Source organism: Microbacterium sp. NPDC090007 (assembly GCF_044748345.1).
Taxonomy (GTDB): Bacteria; Actinomycetota; Actinomycetes; order Actinomycetales; family Microbacteriaceae; genus Microbacterium.
On the sequence record NZ_JBIVFV010000001.1, the window covers coordinates 506,230 to 528,387 of the forward strand.

Consider the following 22,158-nt stretch of genomic DNA (forward strand, 5'->3'; position numbering starts at 1 on the left):
CCGGAATGACGGGGGAGAGGGCGACACGGCGGACTCCTCGCCTGCGCTTGTGTGAGCGGGCTTCATCTTGGACGTGTGCTGTAGTCGGGTCTGCTCCCCACCTCGCCGGGGAGGTCAGCCCCGAGGAGTTGCCGATGAGCACGGACGAGATGAAAGCGCAGGAGCGGAGGGTGTGGATCCTCCCCTCGTTCCCGACACCGAACGGTGGTCTGCACGTGGGCCACCTCGCTGGACCGTTCATCGCCGCCGATGTCCTTCGGCGCGCGTTGCAGGATGCCGGCCGCGACCCGCAGCTGCTGATGGGAACGGTGGGGCACCAAAGTCAGGTCGCCGCGGCGGCACGTCTCGCCAATCGAACGTTCTACGAGGAGGCGGACAGCAACACCACGCTTATTCGTGGCACTCTCGAACGCTTTGGCATTGAGCCGGCGGTATTCGTGCAGCCCCGGAACCCGAAGTATCCCGCCCTCAGCCGCGAGGTGTTCGATCTTCTCCTGGACGCCGGGTATGTGGAGTATCTCGCCGTCCCCACGCACCATTGCCCGCGGTGCGCGGTACCCCGCTTCGAGGCTTTCCTCACCGGCCGTTGTCCGCATTGCTCGTCCACGCAGACTGCGGGTATTGAGTGCGAGCAGTGTGCGCTCCCTTACGACGAAGCGGCTCTCGTCGACGCGCGTTGCTCCGTGTGCAGCAGTGAAACGGAGCTCGTCGCCATCGAGCGTTGGATGCTGCGCCTTGAATCGCTGCGTGAAAGACTCCGGACGCATCACGACGTAGCGCAGTCCACACCGACGCTACGTCGGTACTTGGGGGCGGTTCTCGACCGCGTCCTGCCCGACTTCCCCGTCAGCATCCCGGGTACCGATGGCGTGCCCGTGCCCACCCCTGGTGCGGGTCAGCATGTTCTCTACTCCGGCTTCGAGCTGGTCGGTCGATACGTCACGGCCATCGACGCGGTGGCGGAGAAACATGGACGAGGGTGGCGGGAGGAGCTGCGGCTGCATGCTGGCGCGGATCTGGTCGTGTTGTTCGGGTTCGATAACGCCTACCTTCGCGCCGTTGTCTTCACCGCGATGCTTCTCGCCCTGGAGGACCACGGTCTGTCTGCGCCGTTGACGTATCTCAGCAATGAGTTCTACAACCTCGACGGTGAGAAGTTCTCCACATCTCGGAACCATGTCGTCTGGGGAGACGACCTTCTCGAAGACCACGCCCTCGACGACATCCGCCTGTATGTGAGCGTCACCCGGCCTGAGATCGAGCGAACGAATTTCACGGTGCGCGAGCTTGAACAAGCGAGCGAGCGTACGCGGGGCAACTTCGACGAGTGGTTGCGGTTGCTGACGCTCGATGTCGCGAGCACGAGTATCGGCGGGGGTTCTGAAGCAGAACGTGACCACCTGCAGGAGTCTCTGGAGGTCGCGGCGACCAGGATCGGGCGATACTCAAGCGCGCGCACCTTCAACCCCCGGTTGCTGGCATTGGAAGGACTGGCAGTCGTAGATGCTGCGCTCGATGCCGCCCGGAGGTCTGTCGCGTCGGGTGCTAGCGACGCGGGGCGCTGGGTGCTCCAATTGAGGGCGCTTCGGCTCGCAGAGACAGCTTTGTCCCCCGTTATGCCTGAATTCCGGAACGTTCTACACGCCTCACAAGTGCTCCCGACGATCCAGATACGTGCCAACCGCTGGCGGCAGGTGTCAGAGAAGCAAGACTTTGCAGTGGATACCGGCGGCTTCACCATCCGCTTGCTCGATGCCGAGCAGGACGCAGAGGTTCTTTTCCGCGCCCTCGACCACAGCGAGGTCTGGACGCACATACCGAGCGGCCGTCCCACAGATGCCCGTGCTCTGCGGCAGCGGCTGGAGCTCCGCGCCCTCGACCCGGACCGAGTTCAGTTCACGATCATGGACAAAGCAGGGGAGGTCATCGGCACAACCTCTCTCATCAATTTGAACCCCAGCTCGGTGGAGATCGGTTCGACGATGATGACTCCGTCCAGATGGGGCAGCGGCGCGAACAGCGAAGTCAAGCAAGCCCTTCTTAAAGTGGCCCGGGACCATATCGGAGTCGAAAGGGTCATCTTGCAGACCGATGAACGGAACACTCGGTCTCAAAGCGCCATCCGGAAGTTGGGAGCGCGCCTGGTGGAAACGCGTCACGCCGACATGAAGCGCGCTGACGGAAGCCTCCGGGATTCCGTCGTATTCGAACTAGATCTGGACCGGATACCGGCAGACTCAGGGAAGGCCAGCAACCGATGAGCACCGTAGTTGCGGAAACTGAGTTCAGCGCTCGCGCGACGACGTCGGGGAGCATGATTTTCGCGGTTCCCCCGAACGCCAGCACCGGCGGTCATTCTCATCCAAGTCGCGAGCTCTGGATTGTCAGGGCTGGGACTGGACACGTGCTGATCGACGGCATCCGTTACGACTTGGTCCCCTCGGAGGTTCCGCTCGTCATCACCCCTGATGCCCACCATCGAGTGTTCGCAGACGCGGAGGAGCTCGTGATCCTCAGCTTCTGGTGGAAGGACCAGAAATGAGCGGCGTCAAATACGTGGTGATCGGCGGGGGCATCCTTGGGCTCACGAGTGCGATGCACCTGTTGAAAGACGACGACGTCGCCCGGGTCATTCTGGTGGAGAAGACCGCGCCACTGGCCGGCATCAGCGGCCAAGCCGGCGCTGGCGACCTGCCGATCTTCTGGTCCGAGCGTCACCGCGACCTCATCGAACGGTCCTGGAGCCACCACCTCGGACGCAGCAGCTCCGATGGGCGGACGCGGCATCCCGTTGCCTGGAACGGATTCGACGCCGACGAGTCGATCTCTGTCTGGGGTGGCACGGTTCCGATGAGCCAAGCGCCTTCGGACCTGAGCGCGCCGCTGCGGCGTGATGTGAACCCGGACGTGCTGCCGCAGATCACCGCATCCTGGGCATATCGCATTTCGCCTCTAGCGCATGGCGCGTCTTTGCTGCGCGATCTCAGACGGGACCCACGGTTCACTGAGATCATTGGAGAAGCGGCCGACACCATCCCCACGCGCGGGGGAGTGTTGGTGCGGCTGGACGACGGCAGTGACATCCAGGCGGATGGGGTGATCGTCGCGGTCGGGCCCTGGATCACAGCCGCCGATAACAGCTGGGCCTCCGCCGCGCGCGCCCTCGGTCTTCGAACCAAACGTGTGTTCGGCCTTCGCGCGCAGGTTGAGCCCGGTAGACGCGGGACGTCGGCTTTCGCCGATGCTGAACAGGCCATTTTCATCCTGCCCACCACGCGCCGAGACGAGATCGCGATGAGCATTCGGCACGCGGAGTGGGACGTCGACGCGGGGCCGGGTGATCTACCTCGCGAGGTGCGCGATAAAGGTGTGGACGCTGTCCGCCGTTTGACGACGTGGGGCGGGCTGTCGGACATTCGGCCCCGCGTCCACGTGGACACCTACACCCCGGACTCGACGCCCCATGTTGTCGCAGCGGGGAACCAACGAGTCGTCCTAATCACGGCCACACACGGCTCAGGCATCAGGCTGGCGCCGGCATTGGCCGAAGACGCCGTAGCCCTCCTTCGTAAGGCGAGCGTCGTCCCCGAAACTGCAGGGAGGGCACAGTGATCTACGACATCATCGTCCTCGGCGCAGGGGCTAAAGCTGCAGCAGTCGCAGCGAAGATCCACGCCGTGAACGAAGTCAGCGGCCGGCGGCTCCTTACCGCACTCATTCTGGAGAAGCAGCAGCCGGCCTCGCATTGGCTGGGCGACGATGGCTTCACGTCGGGTACAGAACGACTGGGCACCCGGCCGGAGAAGGATGTTGGCTACCCGTACGCGAGCGACGCTGCGTTCCCTGAACATCTGGGGAGCGTTGAACGGGAGATGCAACGCTTCTCCTGGTCTGCGTACTTGCGGGCCGAGGGCGAGTACGCGCGATGGGTGGATCGCGGTGCCCCGGCGGTTACACACCACCGCTTCGGTCGGTACCTGGCATGGGTTCACGCGCAGGCGACAAACGGAGTCGCGTCCTCCCTCGGGCAGATCACGCGAATAGGCCGGGACGAGCCGTTCTGGGAGGTGGAGTTCACTGAACCGGGAGGCGCAACGCACACAGCTCTGGGACGTTCGTTGCTGATTACCGGACCGGGCTCACCGCGAGAGGTGCCGGGCAACGCGATGGGGGAGATTCTTACCGCCGCTTCCACCCGCAATGATCTTGCCGCGTCTGTGGTGACAGACGACGCCCACGTCGTCGTCGTCGGTGGAGGTGAAAGCGCCGCAAGCGCAGCCATCACCGTTCTCGGGCGCCTGGGAGCATCGGGTCACGTATCGCTCATAGCCCCCACCCATCCGCGGGAGCGGTCCGAGACCTTCCTCGATAACGCTGTGTACACAGATCCGACGGCAGCCGGGTGGACGAGCATGACGTTTGCCGAACGCGCTGCGTTCATCAAACGCACTGACCGGGGCGTGATGAGCCCGACCATGTTGGAAACCCTCACTTCAGACGAACGTGTCACCTTCGTTAGAGGCAAAGTCAGCGAAGTCACGCGCACCAGCGATTCAGCCTTCGAAGTATCGTTCGGTCCGCGGGCTCAGAAGTTGATTGCGGACGTTGTAGTGAACTGCAGTGGGTTCGATACGGTCAGCCAACTACGCGGTCTCTTCGACTCCAACGCCTTCGCGTATGTCACGGGATCAGCTGGTGTACCCCTCACGGCGGAGGGGCTGACTCACGCGGTTGGTCATGACCTTTCTCCTGCCGGCCTCCCGCAGCCGCTTTTCGTACCGGCCCTGGCCACGCTTGCCCAAGGGCCGGGGTTTGCGAATCTCAGCTGCCTGGGCTTGCTCTCTAACCGCATCGTGCAGCGGCTGCTCTCGGATCGCGTGGGCGTGCTTCGGGAAGGGGGCCAGGTCGATGCTGTTCTTCGTTGAGGCCGCCACCACCGGCGCTGGCCTGACGTTGCTTGCTGCCCTCCACGATGCAGGGCGGGACGTCGCATTCGTCACAAACCTCCCGGACCGTTACGCGACAAGCCCCGGAAGCCATGTCATCGCTGAGCTCTCCGCACGGGGGCGGTTGCATGTGGCAGACACAACGTCTTGGAGTGTCCCGTCGTGGCTGCCGTCCCCAGCGCGCTCGCACGGGGTTATCTCGTCTTCCGATAAGTACCTGCCTTACACCGCACACCTGGCGCAAGCTCTCGGGGCTCCCTTCCTCAGCGTGCAGGCGGTGGCGCGGCTACGGGATAAGCGACGCGCTCGTGAGCTCTTCGACGAACTGAACGTCGGCCACGTGCGCTGGGCGTCCCCACGTAGCGTCGCAGAGGCCAAGGAGTTCGCGGAAACGGTCGGGGGACCGGTCATCATCAAGAACGTCGCCGGTAGCGGGAGCATGGACGTTGCGTTCGCCCAGACAGCGGCCACTGCGGCGGCGGCGTGGGAAGAGATGTCCTCCCGGCCCCGCTGGCTGGATGGTGATCTTATGATGGAGGAGTTCGTCGCGGGGCCTCTCGTCAGCATGGAGACCCTCGTCACCGAGGGGCGACCGATCTTTCTGGGCGTCACGGACCGTCAGCTGACCGCCCCGCCTGTCATGGCCGAGGTGGGCTACACCTTCCCGACAGAAGTCACCGCTGCGCACCGCGACGCCATGCAGCATGCTGTGCGCGAGATAGTTCGGGCACTCGATATACCCCAGGGGTTCCTCCATACAGAGTTCATTCTCAGGCCTGGAACGTCGCACCTCGTGGAGGTCAATGCACGTCTTCCCGGCGGATTCTTCGTTCCCATGCTGCGCGACTGTTTGAACGGCGACCTCTACGAAATGCTCCACGATTCTGCTGTCGGGCTACCTATTGCGGCCCCCGCCCTCAACGGTAAATTCTCATCCGGGTACGTGTCCTATGCGCCGATGCGCGGCCGCGCCCTCGAGTCGTCACGCGTCGATGAGGCTCGGGCCTACCCCTGGTTGGTGGACATGGTCGGCGGCGTACACGCTGGCGCGATCCTTGCGCCCGCCGCGGATTTTCGAGGTTCGGTCGCCCATGTCCGCGCGCTCGCACCCACCCCCTCACTATCCGCCACAGCCGCACGAGCCGCCGCGGAATCCTTGATCCCCCCGTTGCTGGCGGTGGGAGATGTCTGAGTGGGTCACTACACGGGTTCCACTTCCGCACCCCGCCGGCGAAAACACCTTCGTGAGCGAAAGCCTGTACTCGAGTCTTCGCTGGAATAACGCATTCGCTGAGCCAAACGGCCACGCGACGCTCCACGTTTCCGAGAACTATCACGAAGTGGAAGGGTGGGTTATCTCGCATCTGCTGTCGCACCGTACCTCGAACGCCGTGTATGACGCGCCGAGCATTATGGGCGACCTGGCAGAGGGCGCCCCCGAGATGTGGTACCCCCAACTGCTGGTGGGTGCTCGAAACGGCCAGTACAACCCGGCAAACCTGCCGAGACGCGATGTGAGAGCACTGGAATCACTTTTCGCGAGCCTCCGGCAGATTGAGTCGTCGTCCATGGCATGGCTGTACGCGGATACGCAAACGGCTGAGCTGGTCATCGGATCGGATGACGCATTCATTCCCGTCCTGTCGGAGCTGGATTGCTCGATTCCCGTTCACTTCGACGACTTCGACGGTTACCTGGGTGGTCTCAGCAGCAAGCTCCGGTACGGCGTCCGTCGTGATCTACGACAGTCGGAGGGAATGCCGGCGTGGGAGATGGTCGACGAGGGAAGCGCTGATTTGCTTGCGGCCTGCGCGCCTCTCGCGGTTCAAACACAATCGCGGCATGGTGCGTCCAGCACAGTGGAAGGGATGCTGCGGTATCTGACCAGATGCGTGTCGGCCGCGGACGCCTCCATCATTTTCTACTACGGTCCGCGAGCGAATCCGGTCGCCTTTTCGCTTGCGCTTGTCGAAGCTGGGCGTCTCTGGGTGCGCCTCGTCGGTCTTGACTACGGTCCGGCCGGCGACACCTCGGGCCGGTACCCGGGAGTGCTCGTTTACGGGCCTGTTTCGTATGCGGCTGAACATGGTCTGCGGCACATCAGTGTCGGCGCTGGCAATAGCACCTACAAGAGACACCGCGGCGCTGAAGTCGAACCTCGATGGTCTCTGCTCAGACCACCGCAGGGTGTCGCCGTTCATCGAGGATCCGTGACTGCCCACAATGAGCGGAGGGCAATGGAGCTCGGATTGGAGCCTGGCTCGGGCACGCTCCATGAATGGCACGCATGATGACTGGCGTTGCGCTTGACTGGCGCCGTGAGTTCAACCGGTTTTGGGTGAGTCAGTCCGCGAGTCAGATCGTCACACAGGCGATCACGGTCACGGTGCCGCTGCTCGCGATCACCTACCTCGAGACGCCGTCGGATCAGGTTGGATTTTTATCGGCACTCCAGTACGCGCCCGTGCTGGTCATCACGCCGCTTCTCGGGGCCTACATTGACGGGGTGCGGCGTCGCCCCCTCATGGTGGGCGCACATCTCGGACGTAGCCTGGTCTTCATTGTCGCCACAGCCATCTTCGCTGTAGGAGCGATGTCAACGACCACCCTCATGATGCTGGTGCTGTGCGCGGGGTTGTTCACCGCGGCGTTTGATGTCGCCATACAGACATTCGTTCCCAACACCGTCCCCCGCGACGGTCTTACCTGGGCGAATGCGCGCATCCAAGGATCTCTCTCATTCGCACAGGTGCTCGGCCCTTTGCTGGGGGCGGGTCTGATCGCCATTGGCACCCCGTGGCCGACTACAGCGCTCTTTGCCGCGGGCTTCCTTTTCGCTGCGATGCTCCTATTGCGCAACCGTGCCGTCGAGATCGTGCAACCGCGCCAGGCCCTTCCATTTGTGTCGCGCCTGACCGAGGGTGTGCGAATCGCGTTCCGTAGTCGAGTTCTTCGCACACTACTGATGAGCAGTACATGGTTCAACACGTTCGAGCAGGCGTTCATGACAACCTTCCTCGTCTTCGCCGTCCGAGAAGTCGGCCTCGATTCGACAGACGTAGCGCTCGTTCTCGGAGGAGGTGCAATCGGAGCGGTTGTGGGTGCTGCGGTCGCTAGCCGAATGGCGAGAGGACGGCGGACACCAATATCCCGCCTGGTCGTATACTCCGGAATCTCGGCAGTAGCGCCGATGACCCTCGCCTGGCTACAACAGAACAACCTGGCGACGGTGAGCATCTCTCTGGCGGTCTTCTTTTTCTACGGGGCGGGACTGACTGCGTACAACGTCGAGGCCATCTCGATGAGACAGCGGAACATGCCGGTGAACGCTCAAGGTAAGACGGGCGCCGCCTACCGGATGTTCGCCTACGGCGCGCTCGCTCTAGGCGGCCTCTTGAGTTCGGCCCTAGTGGGTCTATTCGATCTGAGAGCCGCGATGTTCGTCGCCACCGGGCTGCTGGCCGCGGGATGGGTGGTGCTGGTGCCGATATACGTCCGCGGCCTCAAAGATGCGATGTGACGGGCCCAGAGCGCGGGAAGTCGTATCTGGCGCCCTCGCCTTGGGACTCGCACAGACCCACGAGCAACCCACTGCCTCCGCGCACCGCCGTTGGAACCCGAGCTGCACGTCTCGAACACACGCCACGACTTCGCGGCACCGTCGCGGCGTCAATCAGTCGACACCCGCAAGCCACCGCTGACGCAGGTCCTCTAACGCGCGCAGACCCCCGCTCCTTTCCCGGGTGTTCGAGCTGACCGCAAGGTCCGCGGCGATGACGGACGTGGGTATGACGTCGCCCTCGCAGTGCACCGGCAGGGTGTTCTCGTAGAGACTGTCGGGCCCGGCGGGGTCGGCCACCAGGAAATGAGAAGCCGCGTAGTCCTCAGCGTCCACGTCTCGAGGAAGATAGCCGCACACCTGACGGGTGTCGTCCATCAGGCCGACCCCAGCAGGCTCGCAGACGCTCGCCCGGTGGATATGAGACCCGTGCTGGCCCTGCTCGGATTGGCCGCCCGATAGCGGTGGAGTCGCGTTCTGTGTGAGACCGCACGTGCGATCTCCTCAGCGTTCGTCGTCCCCAATCTCCGGCGCACGCACCACAGCGTCGAAGCGGAGAGCCAGGGGGTGGGAAGGCCGCTCAATTCCTACAGCAGGCCCCAGGCAGTCGAGACAGATAGCCGGCCACCACTGCCCCGTTGCGCTGACGCTTCGTAGAGGAGCACCGAGTCGGAATGGGCAAGCCAAGCACTGGAGGAAAGCTGCCTGCCAGTGATGGCCCCGTCGGCGAGAAGCTCAATAGCGTGACGGCGCGAGACGCCGAAGCGGGTCGCCAGCTCTGTCGCCGTCAGCTCGACCATTCACGGAACCTCCAGGTTTGGAGTCATCCTGCCACGGCGGACAGCGGATGGTCCCCTGCCGAAATGGGACGTTTCGTCGGCTCGGACGGGGTGAGCGCCGCCCAGCGAAGCGCAGGTGGGTTATGTGCCGCTCCCCGCGCGCGGCGGTCCAGAGCATCACCTCTACGCAGTCAGCAGCGGGTGGCGGTCACGCGTCAGGCTTGGAGACGGCCGAGGTCCATCCAGGAGTCGCGATGACCCTCCGACGGCGTGATCTGCACCGGGCCAATGCGAAGGACTTGGTCGGGCTCGCAGATGACGAACCCTCGGGCGCGGTACCACTCGATGAGGTCGGCGTCGCCCTTCTCGATACGTGCGAGGAGGAGTCTCGCGGCGTTGTCGCGGCGAGAGTGCTCTGCGACGGAGGCGAGCAGCTGCGTGCCGAGACCGGAGCGGCGCAAGGAGGGGTGCACGGCGATTGCCTCGAGGCTGAAGAACCCATGAGCGGCAGAGGGGTTCTCTCCGCTGAGGAGCAGGTGCTCGGCGACACCGCTGGCTTCGGTGGCGTACGCCGCGCCGACCACGTCACCTTCGCGAATCCGGCCGGCGTCCGGCGATGTCCTCAGAGTGGGCGCCTCCGACTCCGGGAGAGGGGGAGCTGATCATGGTGTCGGTCCTTCCGAGTTGTGGCTGATGTCGGGTCACCGCCGTCGCGAGTGTGCTTGGTCAAGCCGAGGATCTTCCGTTTCCCCGCCGGCGCGCCCAGGGAGGCTATCGGAATGCCCGAACGCTCGCGGCGCCTTCCTGCCTCGTCTGCATCTGCACCAGCGGGGGATCAGGCTGGGGCGTCGCGGCGGCGCGACCTTTGTATTGCGCCGCGCCGCGGCTTGCGCGAGAGCTCAGTGCCACCAGCCGCATAGCGTGGTCATGACTGCTTGGACACACGACGACCTCTTCCCGCCCGCCGCACCGGTTCATTCCTGCTCCGTTCGCGAAGGCGTTCGCCCGTCACCCTGCGGCGGCCCGGGAGGGCTCTGATCCCGGGTTTGCGCCCGGAGAACACATCCGCCTTTTCATCCGATCAGACGACCGCGACCGAGCGGCTCCGAGTGTCGAAGATCGGACGTCGCTGGCGGGTTCCCAACTGGCGTGCGGCCCGCATGTCGGCTCCGCGAGCGGCCAGCCGTCATGCGGCCCGGGCACCTGTTCATGACCTGAGTGCCGCCGCCGGCTGTAGACGCTATGTCAGGGATGTCGAGGATGACCGTCTTGGCGTGTCAGGGCACCCGGAGCTCGCGTACCGGGTCGCGCCTGCTGGCGACGACGGCTGGCAGCAGACTGGACAGCGTCGCCGCCAACACCAGCAGCACCGACACGGCGACGGTGAAGGACCAGTCCGGGAGCGGGTCTCTCAACACCGTCAGCAGAATCCACGCCAGCGCGGTCCCTATCGCAGCGCCGAGCAGGGACAGGGCGAAAGTCTGGCCCAGGATCAACCACACCACGACTGCCCGGCTGGCACCCAGGGCACGTCGTCGTCCGAAGTCGCGGCGCCGCAGAGTCACAAGACCATAGACCACCGATCCGATGAGCACGGCGGTCACGGCCAGCAGCGCGAGCACCAGGCCCCGTGAGAAGGTCCCCAACTGACCTTGGACGACCTCCTTCAACTGTGTCAGCCCGGACGATGTCTCAAGCGAGACCTTCCCGGGGTCCTCGGGCGCGAGAAGGCTCGACACCGTCGCGGCGACTGCGCTGACGTACCGGGACTCCGTCGCGACGATGAGTAGCACGCTGATGTCCGCATTCCCGTCCTCGGACGGGGCCAGCGCGAGGGGCTCGAAGATGTCCAAGTAGGTCGGGGCATCCAGCTCACCGCCCACCCCCCAGGTGGCTTTGCCGACCTGCACCGCACCCGCGTATGCGCTCAAGCCGAGCTCGCGGGCTGCGTCCGCGGAGAGCCACACGTCCGGGGTCCCGCTCGTGGAGCGCGCCGTCGGGATTCCCAGGGCACCGAGGTCCTCGGTGTACACGGCTCGGACCGGAACCCGTTCGCCTGATGGCAGGTCGGCGTTCACCCCGTCGGTCGCACGACCAAATGCTCCCGCCCATTCGACCTGCTGCAGGGCGGCTATGCGCTTCAGAACGTCGGTGCGGACTCCCGCTCCATCATCGGCGCGGATGAGTATCGTCCGCGTCTGCGCGGAGTCCAGGGTCGCGAGAACCCGCTGTTCAGCACCGACGGTTCTACCTGTGGTGAACATGACAGCGAGGAGCATCCCCGCGACGATGAGTGCCGTCAGCACTGAGGAAACAGGCTGCGCCCGGGCCGACGCGAGCGCCTCCCGCGCTAGCGGCAGGACGCGGTTCACAGCTGCACGACCTCGTCGCATTCATCCGCTACCGCCGAGGAGTGCGTGACCACCACTACGGTGCACCCGCGACGGGCTTGCGCGCGCAGCGCGGCAACGACGACATCGCTGCTGGCGGGGTCGAGGTTCCCCGTCGGCTCGTCGGCGAGGATCACGGCGGGATTCCCAAGCAACGCCCGGCACAGCGAGATGCGTTGTGCCTGCCCGCCGGACACCTGGCCTGGGCGACGCTCCGGCGTCACGTTCACGCCGAACTCGTCCATCAGTTCCCTCGCGCGGTGGGCAGCGGCTCTGCGGGACGTGCCCCTGTAGAGCGAGGCTTCTGTGATGTTGTCGAGCACGCTGCGAGTGGCGTCGAGGGCGGCGTCCTGGAACACGAAACCGAATTGCTCCGCCCGCAGCCGCGCTCGCTCCTGGTCGGTGGCCCGGCGTGTCGAACGCCCGTGCACGAGGATGTCGCCTGCACGTGGGGTGAGCATAAGGCCGAGGAGGTAGAGGAGGGTCGATTTTCCTCGTCCGGACGGTCCGGTCAGAGCCGTCAGCGAACCAGTCTCGAATGCGGCAGACCACCCGTCGAGCAGAGCCGCGCCGCGGACATAGCCGAAGGTGAGTCCGCGCGCCTCCAGCACGTCAGTCCTCCACCGTGGGGAGACGTACAAGCGTCCCTTCGGCGACGCCCTCGATCAGCGACACACCTCTCGCGGCGGACAGCACGGTGACGGTGACGTGCTGGCCGGTGTCGAGAATGAGCTGGGTCGATCCGTCCGGCTGCGTCGACAATGCGCTCGTGGGCACGGTGAGCCCCTCGGCCGCGGGGACGGTGACAACGCGGGCGGGGAGGATGGACTGCTCGGTGGCGCTCAGGCTCGCGCAGGCCTCGGCGCAGATGGGGGAGTCGTTGGCCGAGGCTAGGAGCACGGTGACGGTATCGGGTTGGGCGGGGTCGGAGCGCCGTCCCTGCGCCTGACCGGTCCAGGTCAGCCCGTCGGGTGCAGTGAGTTCGACTCGTGTGCCGTCGGGTACCAGATCAGCCTGGGCGGCGGTGATCGGCAACGCGAACGTCGGTGCGGGGGAGAGGGTGCTGAGCACGTTCTCCCCACCGCTGAGGACACTGCCACGCTGCACGAGCTTCGAGTCGATGACGACCCGGCTGGGGAGCTCGGGAACGAAGATGATGTCCCCGACGGACACGATCCCGGTGACGGGGTACCCGACCGCTTTCTGCCACGCGCGGAGCGCGCGCTCCGTGCCGGTGCCGAGCTTCCCGTCGACTGCGCCGCCGTAGTACCCGAGGTCGCTCAGCATGGTCTGCAGCTGTCGCACATCCGGGCCCTCGGTGCCGGGGGCGAGCTCCCGGAATGCGGGTGTCTGTCCCGCCGCCGCCGTCACCGGCCGGAGGTTGACAGCGTACAGCGGACCGCCCTGCTGCACCTCTGCGCCGTCGGTGACGAGAATGTCGGTCACCACTCCAGCTGCTTGGTTGCGGCCGGCCTCGCTCAAGCTCCAGCTGGCGGTGGCGTTGACGTTCAAGCTCGACCCGACGTCCCCCGTCTGCACCGACACCAAGGTGTGAGGCGCGTCCTCGAGAGGGTCGGTCGGGGGCACGATCACCGTGCTAATGGCCCAGACCCCCGCTGCGCCAAGGGCGAGCCCTGCGGCGGTCGCCGCGGCGAGGGCCGCCCAATGAGAGCCTCCACGCCGCTCACTCATATCGCCGTTACTCCCTCGGTCGGCCCCGAACGACTCTGGCGTCTGCCAGCACGGCATCGACTTTAAACCCAGAAAACGCAAGCACACGGACCGTTCGTCCGAATGGACGAACTCTTCCCGCCGTGCTTTCCGGAGAGGATTGCCGCGCGTTAGCCTCCGAGTGGGCGCCCACCTTTAATCGTTCTGAATCATGGTGTTAGGAATACTCATGAAAAAGCGCACAATTTCTCTCGCGGCCGCCGTTCTCAGCGTCGGCATCGTCGCTTCCGGCACTGTCGCCGCGAACGCGATCACCTACGGAGCAAAGAACTGCAACTGGCCGCAGCACGCGTTCGTCGAAGCGACGACCAAGGGCGGCTCGCCGATGTTCGAGATCTGGGCGGGCAACGGAACGTACACCTCGCGCACGTTCTCCGGGCAGTCGAACTACGTCCGCAACTACCTGAACAGCGCGGACGAGGACGCTCAGAAGGGTGCAGTCAACCACTACTCGCAGATGCAGAGCGGCGGAATGGGCTGCAGCGTCTGACCAGGAACGGAACGGGTGGGTCGACGCTTCTCCGTCGACCCACTCGTCGATGGAGAAGCCATGACTTCAAGAACACGTATCGCCGCAGTCGTACTGCTGTTCGCGGCCGCCACCCTCTCCGGCTGCGCCGCCGAGGATGTGGGACCCATCGATTACCAGGCGGGTCAGCTCAGCGGGACTGACCCCAATTTTGCCGAGGCGATGGCGGAATGTCTCGGCGACGCCGGCTGGGAGGTCGAGGTGATGGCTGACAACAGCATTCAGGCCACCCTGGACGGATCGCAGGCGTCCGCCTACCGAGTCGCGGAAGAGGCCTGCAAATCGGACCTCAACTACGACGAATCACCGGTGCTCTCGGAGGAGCAGAACAAAGCGCTGTACCGGGGACTCCTCCAACTGAGCCGCTGCCTTGAGGACGAGGGGTATGACGCCGGGGACAAGCCGTCGGAGCAGGCGTTCCTCGACGGCGAAGTGTTCGATCCCTACGGCCACCTGCGCGACCCAGCGCGCGTCGGGCACATCGACGAAGCGACATACGGTGCGCTGCTGACCAAATGCCCACGCCCCTGAACATAACCCCGGCACATGATGAGCTCGTCCGGGTTATGCGAGGTGCGTCGTGACCCTACATGCGCAGCGCACGTCGATGGTCAACGGCGTCTACGCGGTAGTTAGCGCGTCTAGCCTCCTCGTCGCCTTCGCCTGGTTTTTCAGTGGTTCCGTTCGAATCCTGCTGTCCGGGGTTAGCGGAGAAGAGTCAGGACACACGCTTGTCCAGGGCCAGTTGACCCTCACCTTGTTGTCCTTCGGGCTGCTTTTCGGGCATCTTGTCTTTGCTCTCGCGGGCGCGCGGGAACGCTTGGATGCACGATGGGTCCGCTGGGTCGGTCTGTTACACAGTTTTGCTTCGGTAACCGCTGTCCTGAGCGCCGGGTTTCTCGGCCTGCTCGGCGGGATTGACTCTTTCGCTCGCTTCGCCGGGGTAGTTCTGCTCTGGTCGATGCCGTTCATCGCCGGTGCAGTTGGCTCCATCGGTGTATGGGCGGCGCGGCTGGGTCGGCGCAGACTCGCGGCGGGATGGACGGTGACGTACTTGGCTTCCTTTCCATTCGTTCTGTTTCTCGGTGTGTTGCGATAGGTCTCGACTCGGTCGCACACAGGTGAGGAATCAGTGATGGGCGTCGACCGGGCGCGCCGTCAGCCGACATCGGCGACAGCCCAGCAATGCCCCGCTACTGATGCCCTTCGTATCCAGACTCGAGCGCTCCGGTCTCCGGACTCTGCACATCAACCAGGGGTGGTGGCCCCCAGCCCTACCACTCGACGAGGACCTGGGCGTGCTCGACTTCGCAATGGGGTTCGGCAATCCGACTGACGAGACTGAGAGCCTGATCGTGGAAGCGCAATCGGAGTTCATCCGCATCTGCGAGAACTGCGCGGACGGGGCGTGGCTTCAGCGGCAGGAGACCGGCTCATCACCTTCTGCGTCGACCACGGACCTAGCCGCGGCGCCCGCCCCGCGACAACGGACGAGGACATCGTGCAGGGTGTGCCTCGCCCGACCGACAGGGAGATGGCGTTCGCGATCTCGGCAGATGCGCCGGCATCAGCGTTCACCGCACAAGCGAGCCGGGACAACGAAGCAGAGGTGGTTCAGGAATGCAGGACCACCTCGCCGGTGATGGAGGCGGCGTCAGGTGTGACGCGACTGCCGCGAGGTTGCATGGCACGGATGGAGGAGCGCGACACCCGCCAGAACAGCTGCGACCGCCACCGGAAGGAAGGTGAACTGTGGGATGAAGACAACGTCCGTGAAGGCGATGCCCGCTGAACAGAACGACCCTGCCGCCAGTGCCACGAGCGGCGTCGCAATGCGCGGCTCACTCTTGCGAAGCGCCATCATAGCTGCCGCAAAGTACAGGACTCCCGCAACGACGCCGAAAACTCCAGTTGGCACGTTCAGGAACAACCCGACGTGAAACCCCCACGACCAGCCTAGAAGCCATACAACCGACCCTGACACGCCGAGCGACCTCAGTAGGCCACTTGAGCGGCGCCCGAGAACGGCGGTCGCCGCCACTATGCCCGCAAAACCCGAAGCGAGTACAAGTTGCAGCCACGCGAAGTCGACTGCGCTTTCGACATCCATGACGGTCGAGATGCTGAGGAGCAAACCCCCCGCGACCATTACGGAGGCTTCCCTCGCGGACGTTGAGGTGGAGCGGTCTGCCAGCACGGTCACAGTCTGACATTGAAGTCGGCGACCTAGCCTCGTCCCCCGAATAGGCAGTATCGCGCGTAGAAGTCGCTCTCGTACACTGTTATTCAGGGACGTCCGCAACCTCAAGAGGGACGATTTCGCATCCGAGACGCGTGGCCGCGGATGTAGAGAAACACGTGTAGCGCGGCGACCGAAGATGGTGCACTGAGTTGCTGGATCCGATGGCTCTACCGTGACGCCCGGATGGCTCGTGTCGCGGTCACGGCCAACGGAGGATGCGACACCGGCGTGGTGACGACAGGCGGGGAGGTTCGCACCAGCTGCCGCGGCCTGCGGCGGGCAGGCTTCACCCCGGAAGGAATTGAATACATTGAATAAGATAGTGACGCTATCTGTTGCGCTTGATCCGTGTCTATGCGGGGGTGGGGCGTCGAGCGAGATTCGTGTCTTCGCATCCAAAGTCGGCAGTCGCTTGGTCGACCGCTAGGGCGCGTAAGGCGCGACGGCTCCGTCAACACTTGCCATGACCTCTCTACAGGCGTAGAAAGCCCATGTGTATATGGTTTCTCTCGGCGGTGGCAATCTCTCATGAACCAAGTGGGGCCGAATGATGGAGAACGGGTCGTTTCGCCTCAGTTGCTCTCACCGCTGCTGAGGCGCATACCGCCAGGATGGTGGCCTCAGGTGGAGGTGCCCGAAGGGTGGTGGGGAGTGCTGCACAGCCTTGACGCCGACCTCGCTGTCATCGACCCGGAGTATCAACTACGGCGGGCCGCTCGGGTCGATAACGAGCTCATCTACCTCACCCGTACTGGCGGTGGGGGCGCTCGATTCGCCCGCCGGATCCGCCGCGCCAGGGAAGAAGTGCGTACGGTCTGCGGAGTCTGCGGCCGTCCCGGCATCCCCAGAACCCGCTCGCGAACGGTGCTCTGCGATCTTCATTGGCACCCGCTGACCGCTGTAGAAAAGGCTTTCGCGCTCAGCGCCGACATTCCCGAGGCTTGGTTCACGGACGAGGCTGAGATAAAGAACGACGCCTACGTAGCCCGCAGCGCGGCCGATCAGCGAAAGGAGTCTGCCAACCATCTCAGCGAGCGGGACATGGCCGACCTGCTCGGCGTCACAGTTCAGCGTGTCCACGAGATGTTCGAACAGGAGCTTCTCGCCGGCGCCAACCACGACGGCCGCGTTGTGTATCCGAGGTGGCAGGTGATGGAGGGTGGACGTCTCCTTCCGCACTTGCCTGTCGTTCTGCGCGCAGCTGACGGCATCGAGGCGCGGACACTGCAAGCGATCATGGAGAATGTCGACGAGGACCTCGAAGGCGCCACACCAGCTCAATGGCTCGCTCATGGTGGTTGTGTGGAGCCGGTCTTGCAGACGCTGGACCAATGGTGGTGGATATGACGCGGGCAAAGCGGGTGAGACGTCACCTGCCCACAGGCGAGACCGTGGCCGCAGCGGGCGGTCCCGAACGGCTGGATGTCCACCAGCTGGAGGCCGTCGTGAACGAGTTCAGCGATGTCTATCCGGACGGGTACCTTCTAGACCTCCGTCAGGAGTGGCCGGAGTAAACGCTCGCTAGGAGCTGGCGTTGAGTCCATGGGCATCGGCGTGGGGTTCGTGAAGCCCAATACCGTCAAAGTTCAGCGGGTCGTGTCTCGCGCGCGTCGACGGCCAGATACTCCGAGCTGCGAGGTCCACTCGTCGCCGCAGAGTATGGCGGACCCCGCCGCCGTCGGTGGGTCGCAGGGGGCGGTCGGGCGGCAGCGGGGGCCGGTTGACGGTACCCAATATCGAGGGCGCTGCGGTACGGGTCCTAGCCCCTTCGGCGAATGGGGCCATTACGTGATTCACCGCCAGTGAAGATACGGCGCGCGTCACCGTATCCCACTTCGAACAGCCCCCGTCATACAACCCATCGCACCGTCGGATGGTCGGGGTCTCCTCCGTGCTCGTTCATGTCGGTGACCGCTCTGCGCTTCTCGCTCAGGTCGGCACCGAAGAGGGGGCGGGCGAGTGAGAGCGTAACCGACACCCGCGGCCGGAGAGAGACATGTCCCCGAGCTGGTGCAGCGGAGGGGCCGGCGGAGTACGTCTCGCACCACCGCTGTCACATCTTGCGATCCGCACCGCGCATAACCTCGCCATGTCCTCACCCGCAGACCCGTCCGGCGCAACGTTGATCCTCCAGCCCTGCTTTAGCCTTGACATCATGCCTCCTGCCCCTTCCACACCGTTCGGACCGGAGGGGGTGCACCGTGACGGTGACCTGTTGTGGGTGCCCCTTCGCGGGCGGTGGTTGAACGCCGCCCACCAGCCCGAGGAGTTGGTTCGCCAGGAGTGGATTCACCGACTGCACACCGTCGGCGGGTACGCGCTCGAGCAACTGGACCAGGAGCGACGCACCGTCCACGGCCGACGATCCCCGCGTGCGGACATCGTCGTGTGGTCAAGCGTCGAGGCGAAGCAGGACGGCGCATCTCCGGTCATGGTCGTGGAGACCAAAGCGGGTAGAGGGCCCATCCAGCCAGCGGACTACTGGCAGGGTGAGTCGTACGCGCGCGCATCGGGTGCACGCTTCCTGCTGTGGGCAAACGAAACCGCGTTCCTTGCTTCGGAGCTTGTGCATGCGATGCCGGGCCGGACCAGACACATCACCACCTGGCCCACCCTTGCCGACCTGGCGGACAGTGCCCGTTTGCAACGGCTTCTCGACGAGCTCGAGGTATTCGACCGCGAGCAGTTTCAGCGAGTGCTGTTCGAATGTCACACGCTACTGCGCGACAACCATGCGATGACCCCGGACCGGGCCTTCGACACCATCTCGAAGATCCTCTTCATCAAGCTCCGCACTGAGCGTCAGCAGAACCTGGAATCCTTCACCACCGATTACCTGCGGCGTTCTCGGGAGTTCCTGTCAAACTCTCGCCTGGAGGTGCACGAAGAACTGTTCAACCTGACCAAGGCGGCATTCGCCGAAGACGACCTGTTCGCTGACGATGACCGCCTCGGCATCTCCGAAACCACCTTCTCTCAGATCGTTGGAAAGCTCGAACGCTTCAACCTCTCCAAGACGGGCGAAGACGTCAAGGGAATCGCCTTCGAACGCTTCCTCGGGCGCACCTTCCGAGGCGAGTTGGGGCAGTTCTTCACTCCTCGACCGGTGGTCGATTTCATCGTCGACATGCTGGACCCCCGCGAGGGGGAGATCATCTGTGACCCGGCCGCAGGCTCCGGCGGGTTCCTCATTCGTGCGTTCGAACATGTGCGCGAGCGAATCATCAGCGAGGTGCAGGAGAAGCGGGACGCGGCCATCGAGGCGATCTCCGCGGAGTACCCCGACGATGCCTCGGAGCAGGCGCTGGCCGAGCGTGACGCGCGGGTCGCGCGAGCGGTCGCAGACATCACCGCGGAACTGGCGACGACGGGTGTGGGTAACACTGAGGCCGACACGCGGCTTGGGCGCCTGGCGTGGCGCAGCATCTACGGCACAGACAAAGAGCCGCGCGCTGCCCGTACAGCCAAGATGAACATGATCATGCACGGCGACGGGCATGGCGGCATTCACTGGCACGACGGTCTCATCGACACACACGGAGTGTTCGAGGGGCGCTTCGACGTGGTCATCACCAACCCTCCGTTCGGTGCGACCGTCAGCAACGCCCAAGTCGTAGGCGCGACCCCCGAGACGGACGTACCTGATGACCCGGCCTACCTGAGGTCGATGCAACGCCGCTACGGCACGGCGTGGCGCGCAGCGCACGACCGCGTTGTCGCCGCCCGTCGTACCCCCATCCTGGAATCGTTCGACATCGGCCGTGGGGCGAAATCGCGAAAGACCGAGCAGCTCTTCCTAGAACGCTGTCTGCGGCTGCTTCGACCCGGCGGGAGGATGGGTATCGTCCTGCCGAACGGCAACCTGAACGCGGCATCTCAGGCGTGGTTGCGGCGGTGGGTGGAAGGGCAGGCGTTCTTGCAGGGCGTCGTCGCCCTCCCCGCCGAGACGTTCCGCTTCTCGGGTGCGTCGGTGACGGCGTCCGTGCTGTTTCTTCGAAAGTTCACCGATGAAGACGCCGAGCGCTGGGAGCGATGCTGGCAGGAAGCGGTTTCGAAGACCGAGGCGTCTTGGGCTCAACAACGCGATGCGGCGGTAGCGGCAGCCGTCACGGCTCTGGAGTCCACCGGCGATGCCGAGTTGGATGCGGCAATCACAAAGCTTGCTGAGTTCGGCGTGCACCCAGACTTCCCGGTATCTACCACGCCGATGCACGGCCTGGTCCGATCCGCAGACCGCTCGAGCGTTCGTGGTGTGTCCTGGGAGGGTGCCCCCCGCACCGGGGAAGTTGGCGTTCACATCCGTTCTTTCACCCGTCGTGCGGCGGATGTCCCCGCTGTCGCTGCGGCGCTGGCAACGCTGAGGACTGCGCTGCGTCGTGCTGACGATGCCCGCACCAGCGAAATGTGGGCCTACGTGCGCGATGCCTTCGACTACCCGGTATTCATGGCGGCGCCATCGGCTGTCGGTATCACCGCCACGGGTGACACCGGCAGCCACGTCCCCAACGACCTGCCCGAGATCCTGGCTGCGTGGAAGTCGGCGGTCAAGCCGTGACCGTGGCGACAGCGCGGTTCGCACAGTTGGACCGGTGGGACGCCGCCGCGACGGGCATGCAACAGGTCTACGCCTTTCCCGTCGTAGCCCTGGGGGACATCGCGGACATCCGATTGGGTGCGCAGGTGCCTCGAAAGGGAACCAGCGTTCCTGGCAGTTCCCACCCCTACCTGCGCGCCGCGAACGTCCGACGCGGTCACGTGGACACCTCGGACATCCGGCAGATGACAGTTTCGGCGTCGCAGGCTCAGTCGCTGGCACTAGCGGCAGGAGACCTTCTGTTCGTGGAGGGGTCCGGATCCGTCAGCGAGGTCGGACGCGCAGCCGTTTGGGACGGCCACGTCGACGGGTGCATTCACCAGAACAGCGTGGTGCGCGCCCGACTGCGCTCGGCAGAGCTGAGCGGTGAGTACCTTCTCACCTGGTTCAACTCCCGCGCTGGCAACGCTTACATTCGGGAGCAGGCCACAACGACCAGTGGTTTGTTTCACATCGGCGCGGCCAAGCTCGCCGGTGCCCCTATTCCTATGGCTGACCCTGACACACAACTCGCATTGGTCGAGGCGGTCAGCAACCAGAGGCGTGCAGCGGAGCATGCTCGCGCCGAAGCGAAAGCACAGCTCGCGCAAGCGTGGGAACGATTCAGCGACGAGATCGCAACCCGCGCGCCGAAGGGGAACGACGTGGGCGTCAAGGTGCAACGGTTTGCGGCCCTGGACAGGTGGGACACCATCCCCGACAATCGCGGGCTGGTCAGCGAGTACCCGATCCGCGCGTTCGGTGAGGTGGCGGACCTGCGACTGGGTACACAGATCCCGAGCAAGCACTCCAAGGCGGAGGGCAATGACGTGGAGTACCTCCGTGCCGCGAATGTCCAGGCCGGCCACGTCTCCCTGACGGACCTAAAGCTGATGGCGGCCACCGACGCCACCGTGTCGCGGCTGCGCCTTGAGGTCGGCGACGTCCTCGTCGTCGAAGGCAACTCGCGCGAGGAGGTCGGACGCGCTGCCGTGTGGGATGGCGAGGGCCCGGACACGACCATCATCCAGAACAGCATCATTCGGGCACGGCTCAAGTCATCGGATTTGACGCCTGAGTTCGTGGCAGCCTGGCTGAACTGTGCAGCTGGTCGTGCGTTCGCGCAGTCGGCGGCTACGACGACATCCGGGTCACTGTGGCATCTGGGAGTTGGCAAGCTCGCGCATGCACCCATCCCCGTGCCCCCGCGCGAGGTTCAGCAGCAACTTCTTGACCGGCTGCGCAGCGACCTTCACAACGCCGCGGAGCTTGCCCGCGCCGCGGCTGCTCATCTGGAGCGAGCTGAGACCGTGCTCGAGGAACGTCTCTTGCGCCCGCCCGCGGCGGTCGAGGCTATCTCGCCTGCCCGAACCGTCGTTCTGGCCCTGTAACTCCGCGTCCTCCCAGAC

Annotated in this window: 19 protein-coding genes; 14 read left to right on the plus strand and 5 right to left on the minus strand. The window is 64.8% G+C overall.

Annotation, left to right across the window (positions count from 1 at the left end; translation table 11 throughout):
* Positions 1-134: 134 nt before the first annotated feature.
* Genes ACIPVB_RS02385 through ACIPVB_RS02415 form a run of 7 tightly spaced genes read left to right on the plus strand, consistent with a single transcriptional unit; the run spans position 135 to position 8,466 of the window.
* Positions 135-2,261 (plus strand): GNAT family N-acetyltransferase, encoded by a 2,127-nt coding sequence (locus ACIPVB_RS02385; protein ID WP_400366630.1) that lies wholly within the window; start codon positions 135-137, stop codon positions 2,259-2,261.
* Positions 2,258-2,542: a cupin domain-containing protein gene (locus ACIPVB_RS02390; RefSeq protein ID WP_400366632.1), complete on the plus strand. Its 285-nt coding sequence runs from the start codon at positions 2,258-2,260 to the stop codon at positions 2,540-2,542. The genes ACIPVB_RS02385 and ACIPVB_RS02390 overlap by 4 nt, the downstream gene beginning before the upstream one ends.
* On the plus strand, positions 2,539-3,612 hold the full coding sequence (locus ACIPVB_RS02395) for an FAD-dependent oxidoreductase (protein ID WP_400366634.1): 1,074 nt from the start codon (positions 2,539-2,541) through the stop codon (positions 3,610-3,612). Before ACIPVB_RS02390 ends, ACIPVB_RS02395 begins: the two co-directional genes overlap by 4 nt.
* On the plus strand, positions 3,609-4,925 hold the full coding sequence (locus tag ACIPVB_RS02400) for a SidA/IucD/PvdA family monooxygenase (protein ID WP_400366636.1): 1,317 nt from the start codon (positions 3,609-3,611) through the stop codon (positions 4,923-4,925). Before ACIPVB_RS02395 ends, ACIPVB_RS02400 begins: the two co-directional genes overlap by 4 nt.
* Entirely contained in the window at positions 4,909-6,138 is a 1,230-nt protein-coding gene (locus ACIPVB_RS02405; RefSeq protein ID WP_400366637.1) for an acetyl-CoA carboxylase biotin carboxylase subunit family protein, read from the plus strand. Before ACIPVB_RS02400 ends, ACIPVB_RS02405 begins: the two co-directional genes overlap by 17 nt.
* Before the next feature lie 52 nt (positions 6,139-6,190).
* Positions 6,191-7,237: a GNAT family N-acetyltransferase gene (locus ACIPVB_RS02410; protein ID WP_400366639.1), complete on the plus strand. Its 1,047-nt coding sequence runs from the start codon at positions 6,191-6,193 to the stop codon at positions 7,235-7,237.
* Positions 7,225-8,466 carry an MFS transporter gene (locus ACIPVB_RS02415; RefSeq protein ID WP_400366641.1) on the plus strand — a complete coding sequence of 414 codons (1,242 nt, stop codon included), beginning with the start codon at positions 7,225-7,227 and terminating at the stop codon, positions 8,464-8,466. The genes ACIPVB_RS02410 and ACIPVB_RS02415 overlap by 13 nt, the downstream gene beginning before the upstream one ends.
* 153 nt (positions 8,467-8,619) lie before the next feature.
* Here ACIPVB_RS02415 and ACIPVB_RS02420 read toward each other — a convergent pair whose 3' ends face one another.
* The 5 genes from ACIPVB_RS02420 to ACIPVB_RS02440 form a co-directional block, all read right to left on the minus strand.
* Complete coding sequence (locus ACIPVB_RS02420; protein ID WP_400366643.1) at positions 8,620-8,883, minus strand: hypothetical protein; 264 nt, start codon at positions 8,881-8,883, stop codon at positions 8,620-8,622.
* Positions 8,884-9,499: 616 nt separating this feature from the next.
* On the minus strand, positions 9,500-9,868 hold the full coding sequence (locus ACIPVB_RS02425; RefSeq protein WP_400366645.1) for a GNAT family N-acetyltransferase: 369 nt from the start codon (positions 9,866-9,868) through the stop codon (positions 9,500-9,502).
* A gap of 693 nt (positions 9,869-10,561) precedes the next feature.
* A complete protein-coding gene (locus tag ACIPVB_RS02430) occupies positions 10,562-11,590 on the minus strand; it encodes an ABC transporter permease (RefSeq protein ID WP_400366646.1) in 1,029 nt (342 codons plus the stop codon).
* A 62-nt stretch (positions 11,591-11,652) separates the two neighbouring features.
* The gene (locus tag ACIPVB_RS02435) at positions 11,653-12,285 is read right to left on the minus strand and encodes an ABC transporter ATP-binding protein (protein ID WP_400366648.1); all 633 of its coding nucleotides are present in this window, start codon (positions 12,283-12,285) and stop codon (positions 11,653-11,655) included.
* A gap of 1 nt (position 12,286) precedes the next feature.
* Positions 12,287-13,120: a peptidoglycan-binding protein gene (locus ACIPVB_RS02440; RefSeq protein WP_400366650.1), complete on the minus strand. Its 834-nt coding sequence runs from the start codon at positions 13,118-13,120 to the stop codon at positions 12,287-12,289.
* A gap of 454 nt (positions 13,121-13,574) precedes the next feature.
* Between ACIPVB_RS02440 and ACIPVB_RS02445 the strand changes: the two genes are divergently transcribed.
* The 7 genes from ACIPVB_RS02445 to ACIPVB_RS02475 all read left to right on the plus strand — a co-directional run bounded on the left by ACIPVB_RS02445 (position 13,575) and on the right by ACIPVB_RS02475 (position 22,140).
* On the plus strand, positions 13,575-13,895 hold the full coding sequence (locus ACIPVB_RS02445; RefSeq protein WP_400366652.1) for a hypothetical protein: 321 nt from the start codon (positions 13,575-13,577) through the stop codon (positions 13,893-13,895).
* A 60-nt stretch (positions 13,896-13,955) separates the two neighbouring features.
* Positions 13,956-14,465, plus strand: a complete 510-nt coding sequence (locus ACIPVB_RS02450) for a hypothetical protein (protein ID WP_400366653.1) — start codon at positions 13,956-13,958, stop codon at positions 14,463-14,465.
* Between the two features lie 49 nt (positions 14,466-14,514).
* Positions 14,515-15,033 (plus strand): hypothetical protein, encoded by a 519-nt coding sequence (locus ACIPVB_RS02455; protein WP_400366655.1) that lies wholly within the window; start codon positions 14,515-14,517, stop codon positions 15,031-15,033.
* Positions 15,034-15,468: 435 nt separating this feature from the next.
* Positions 15,469-15,726, plus strand: a complete 258-nt coding sequence (locus ACIPVB_RS02460) for a hypothetical protein (protein WP_400366657.1) — start codon at positions 15,469-15,471, stop codon at positions 15,724-15,726.
* A 1,101-nt stretch (positions 15,727-16,827) separates the two neighbouring features.
* Positions 16,828-17,523: a hypothetical protein gene (locus ACIPVB_RS02465; protein WP_400366659.1), complete on the plus strand. Its 696-nt coding sequence runs from the start codon at positions 16,828-16,830 to the stop codon at positions 17,521-17,523.
* 808 nt (positions 17,524-18,331) lie between these two features.
* A complete protein-coding gene (locus ACIPVB_RS02470; RefSeq protein ID WP_400366660.1) occupies positions 18,332-20,731 on the plus strand; it encodes an N-6 DNA methylase in 2,400 nt (799 codons plus the stop codon).
* Positions 20,707-22,140, plus strand: coding sequence for a restriction endonuclease subunit S (locus tag ACIPVB_RS02475; RefSeq protein ID WP_400366662.1), 1,434 nt, complete (start codon positions 20,707-20,709; stop codon positions 22,138-22,140). Before ACIPVB_RS02470 ends, ACIPVB_RS02475 begins: the two co-directional genes overlap by 25 nt.
* Positions 22,141-22,158 lie beyond the last annotated feature (18 nt).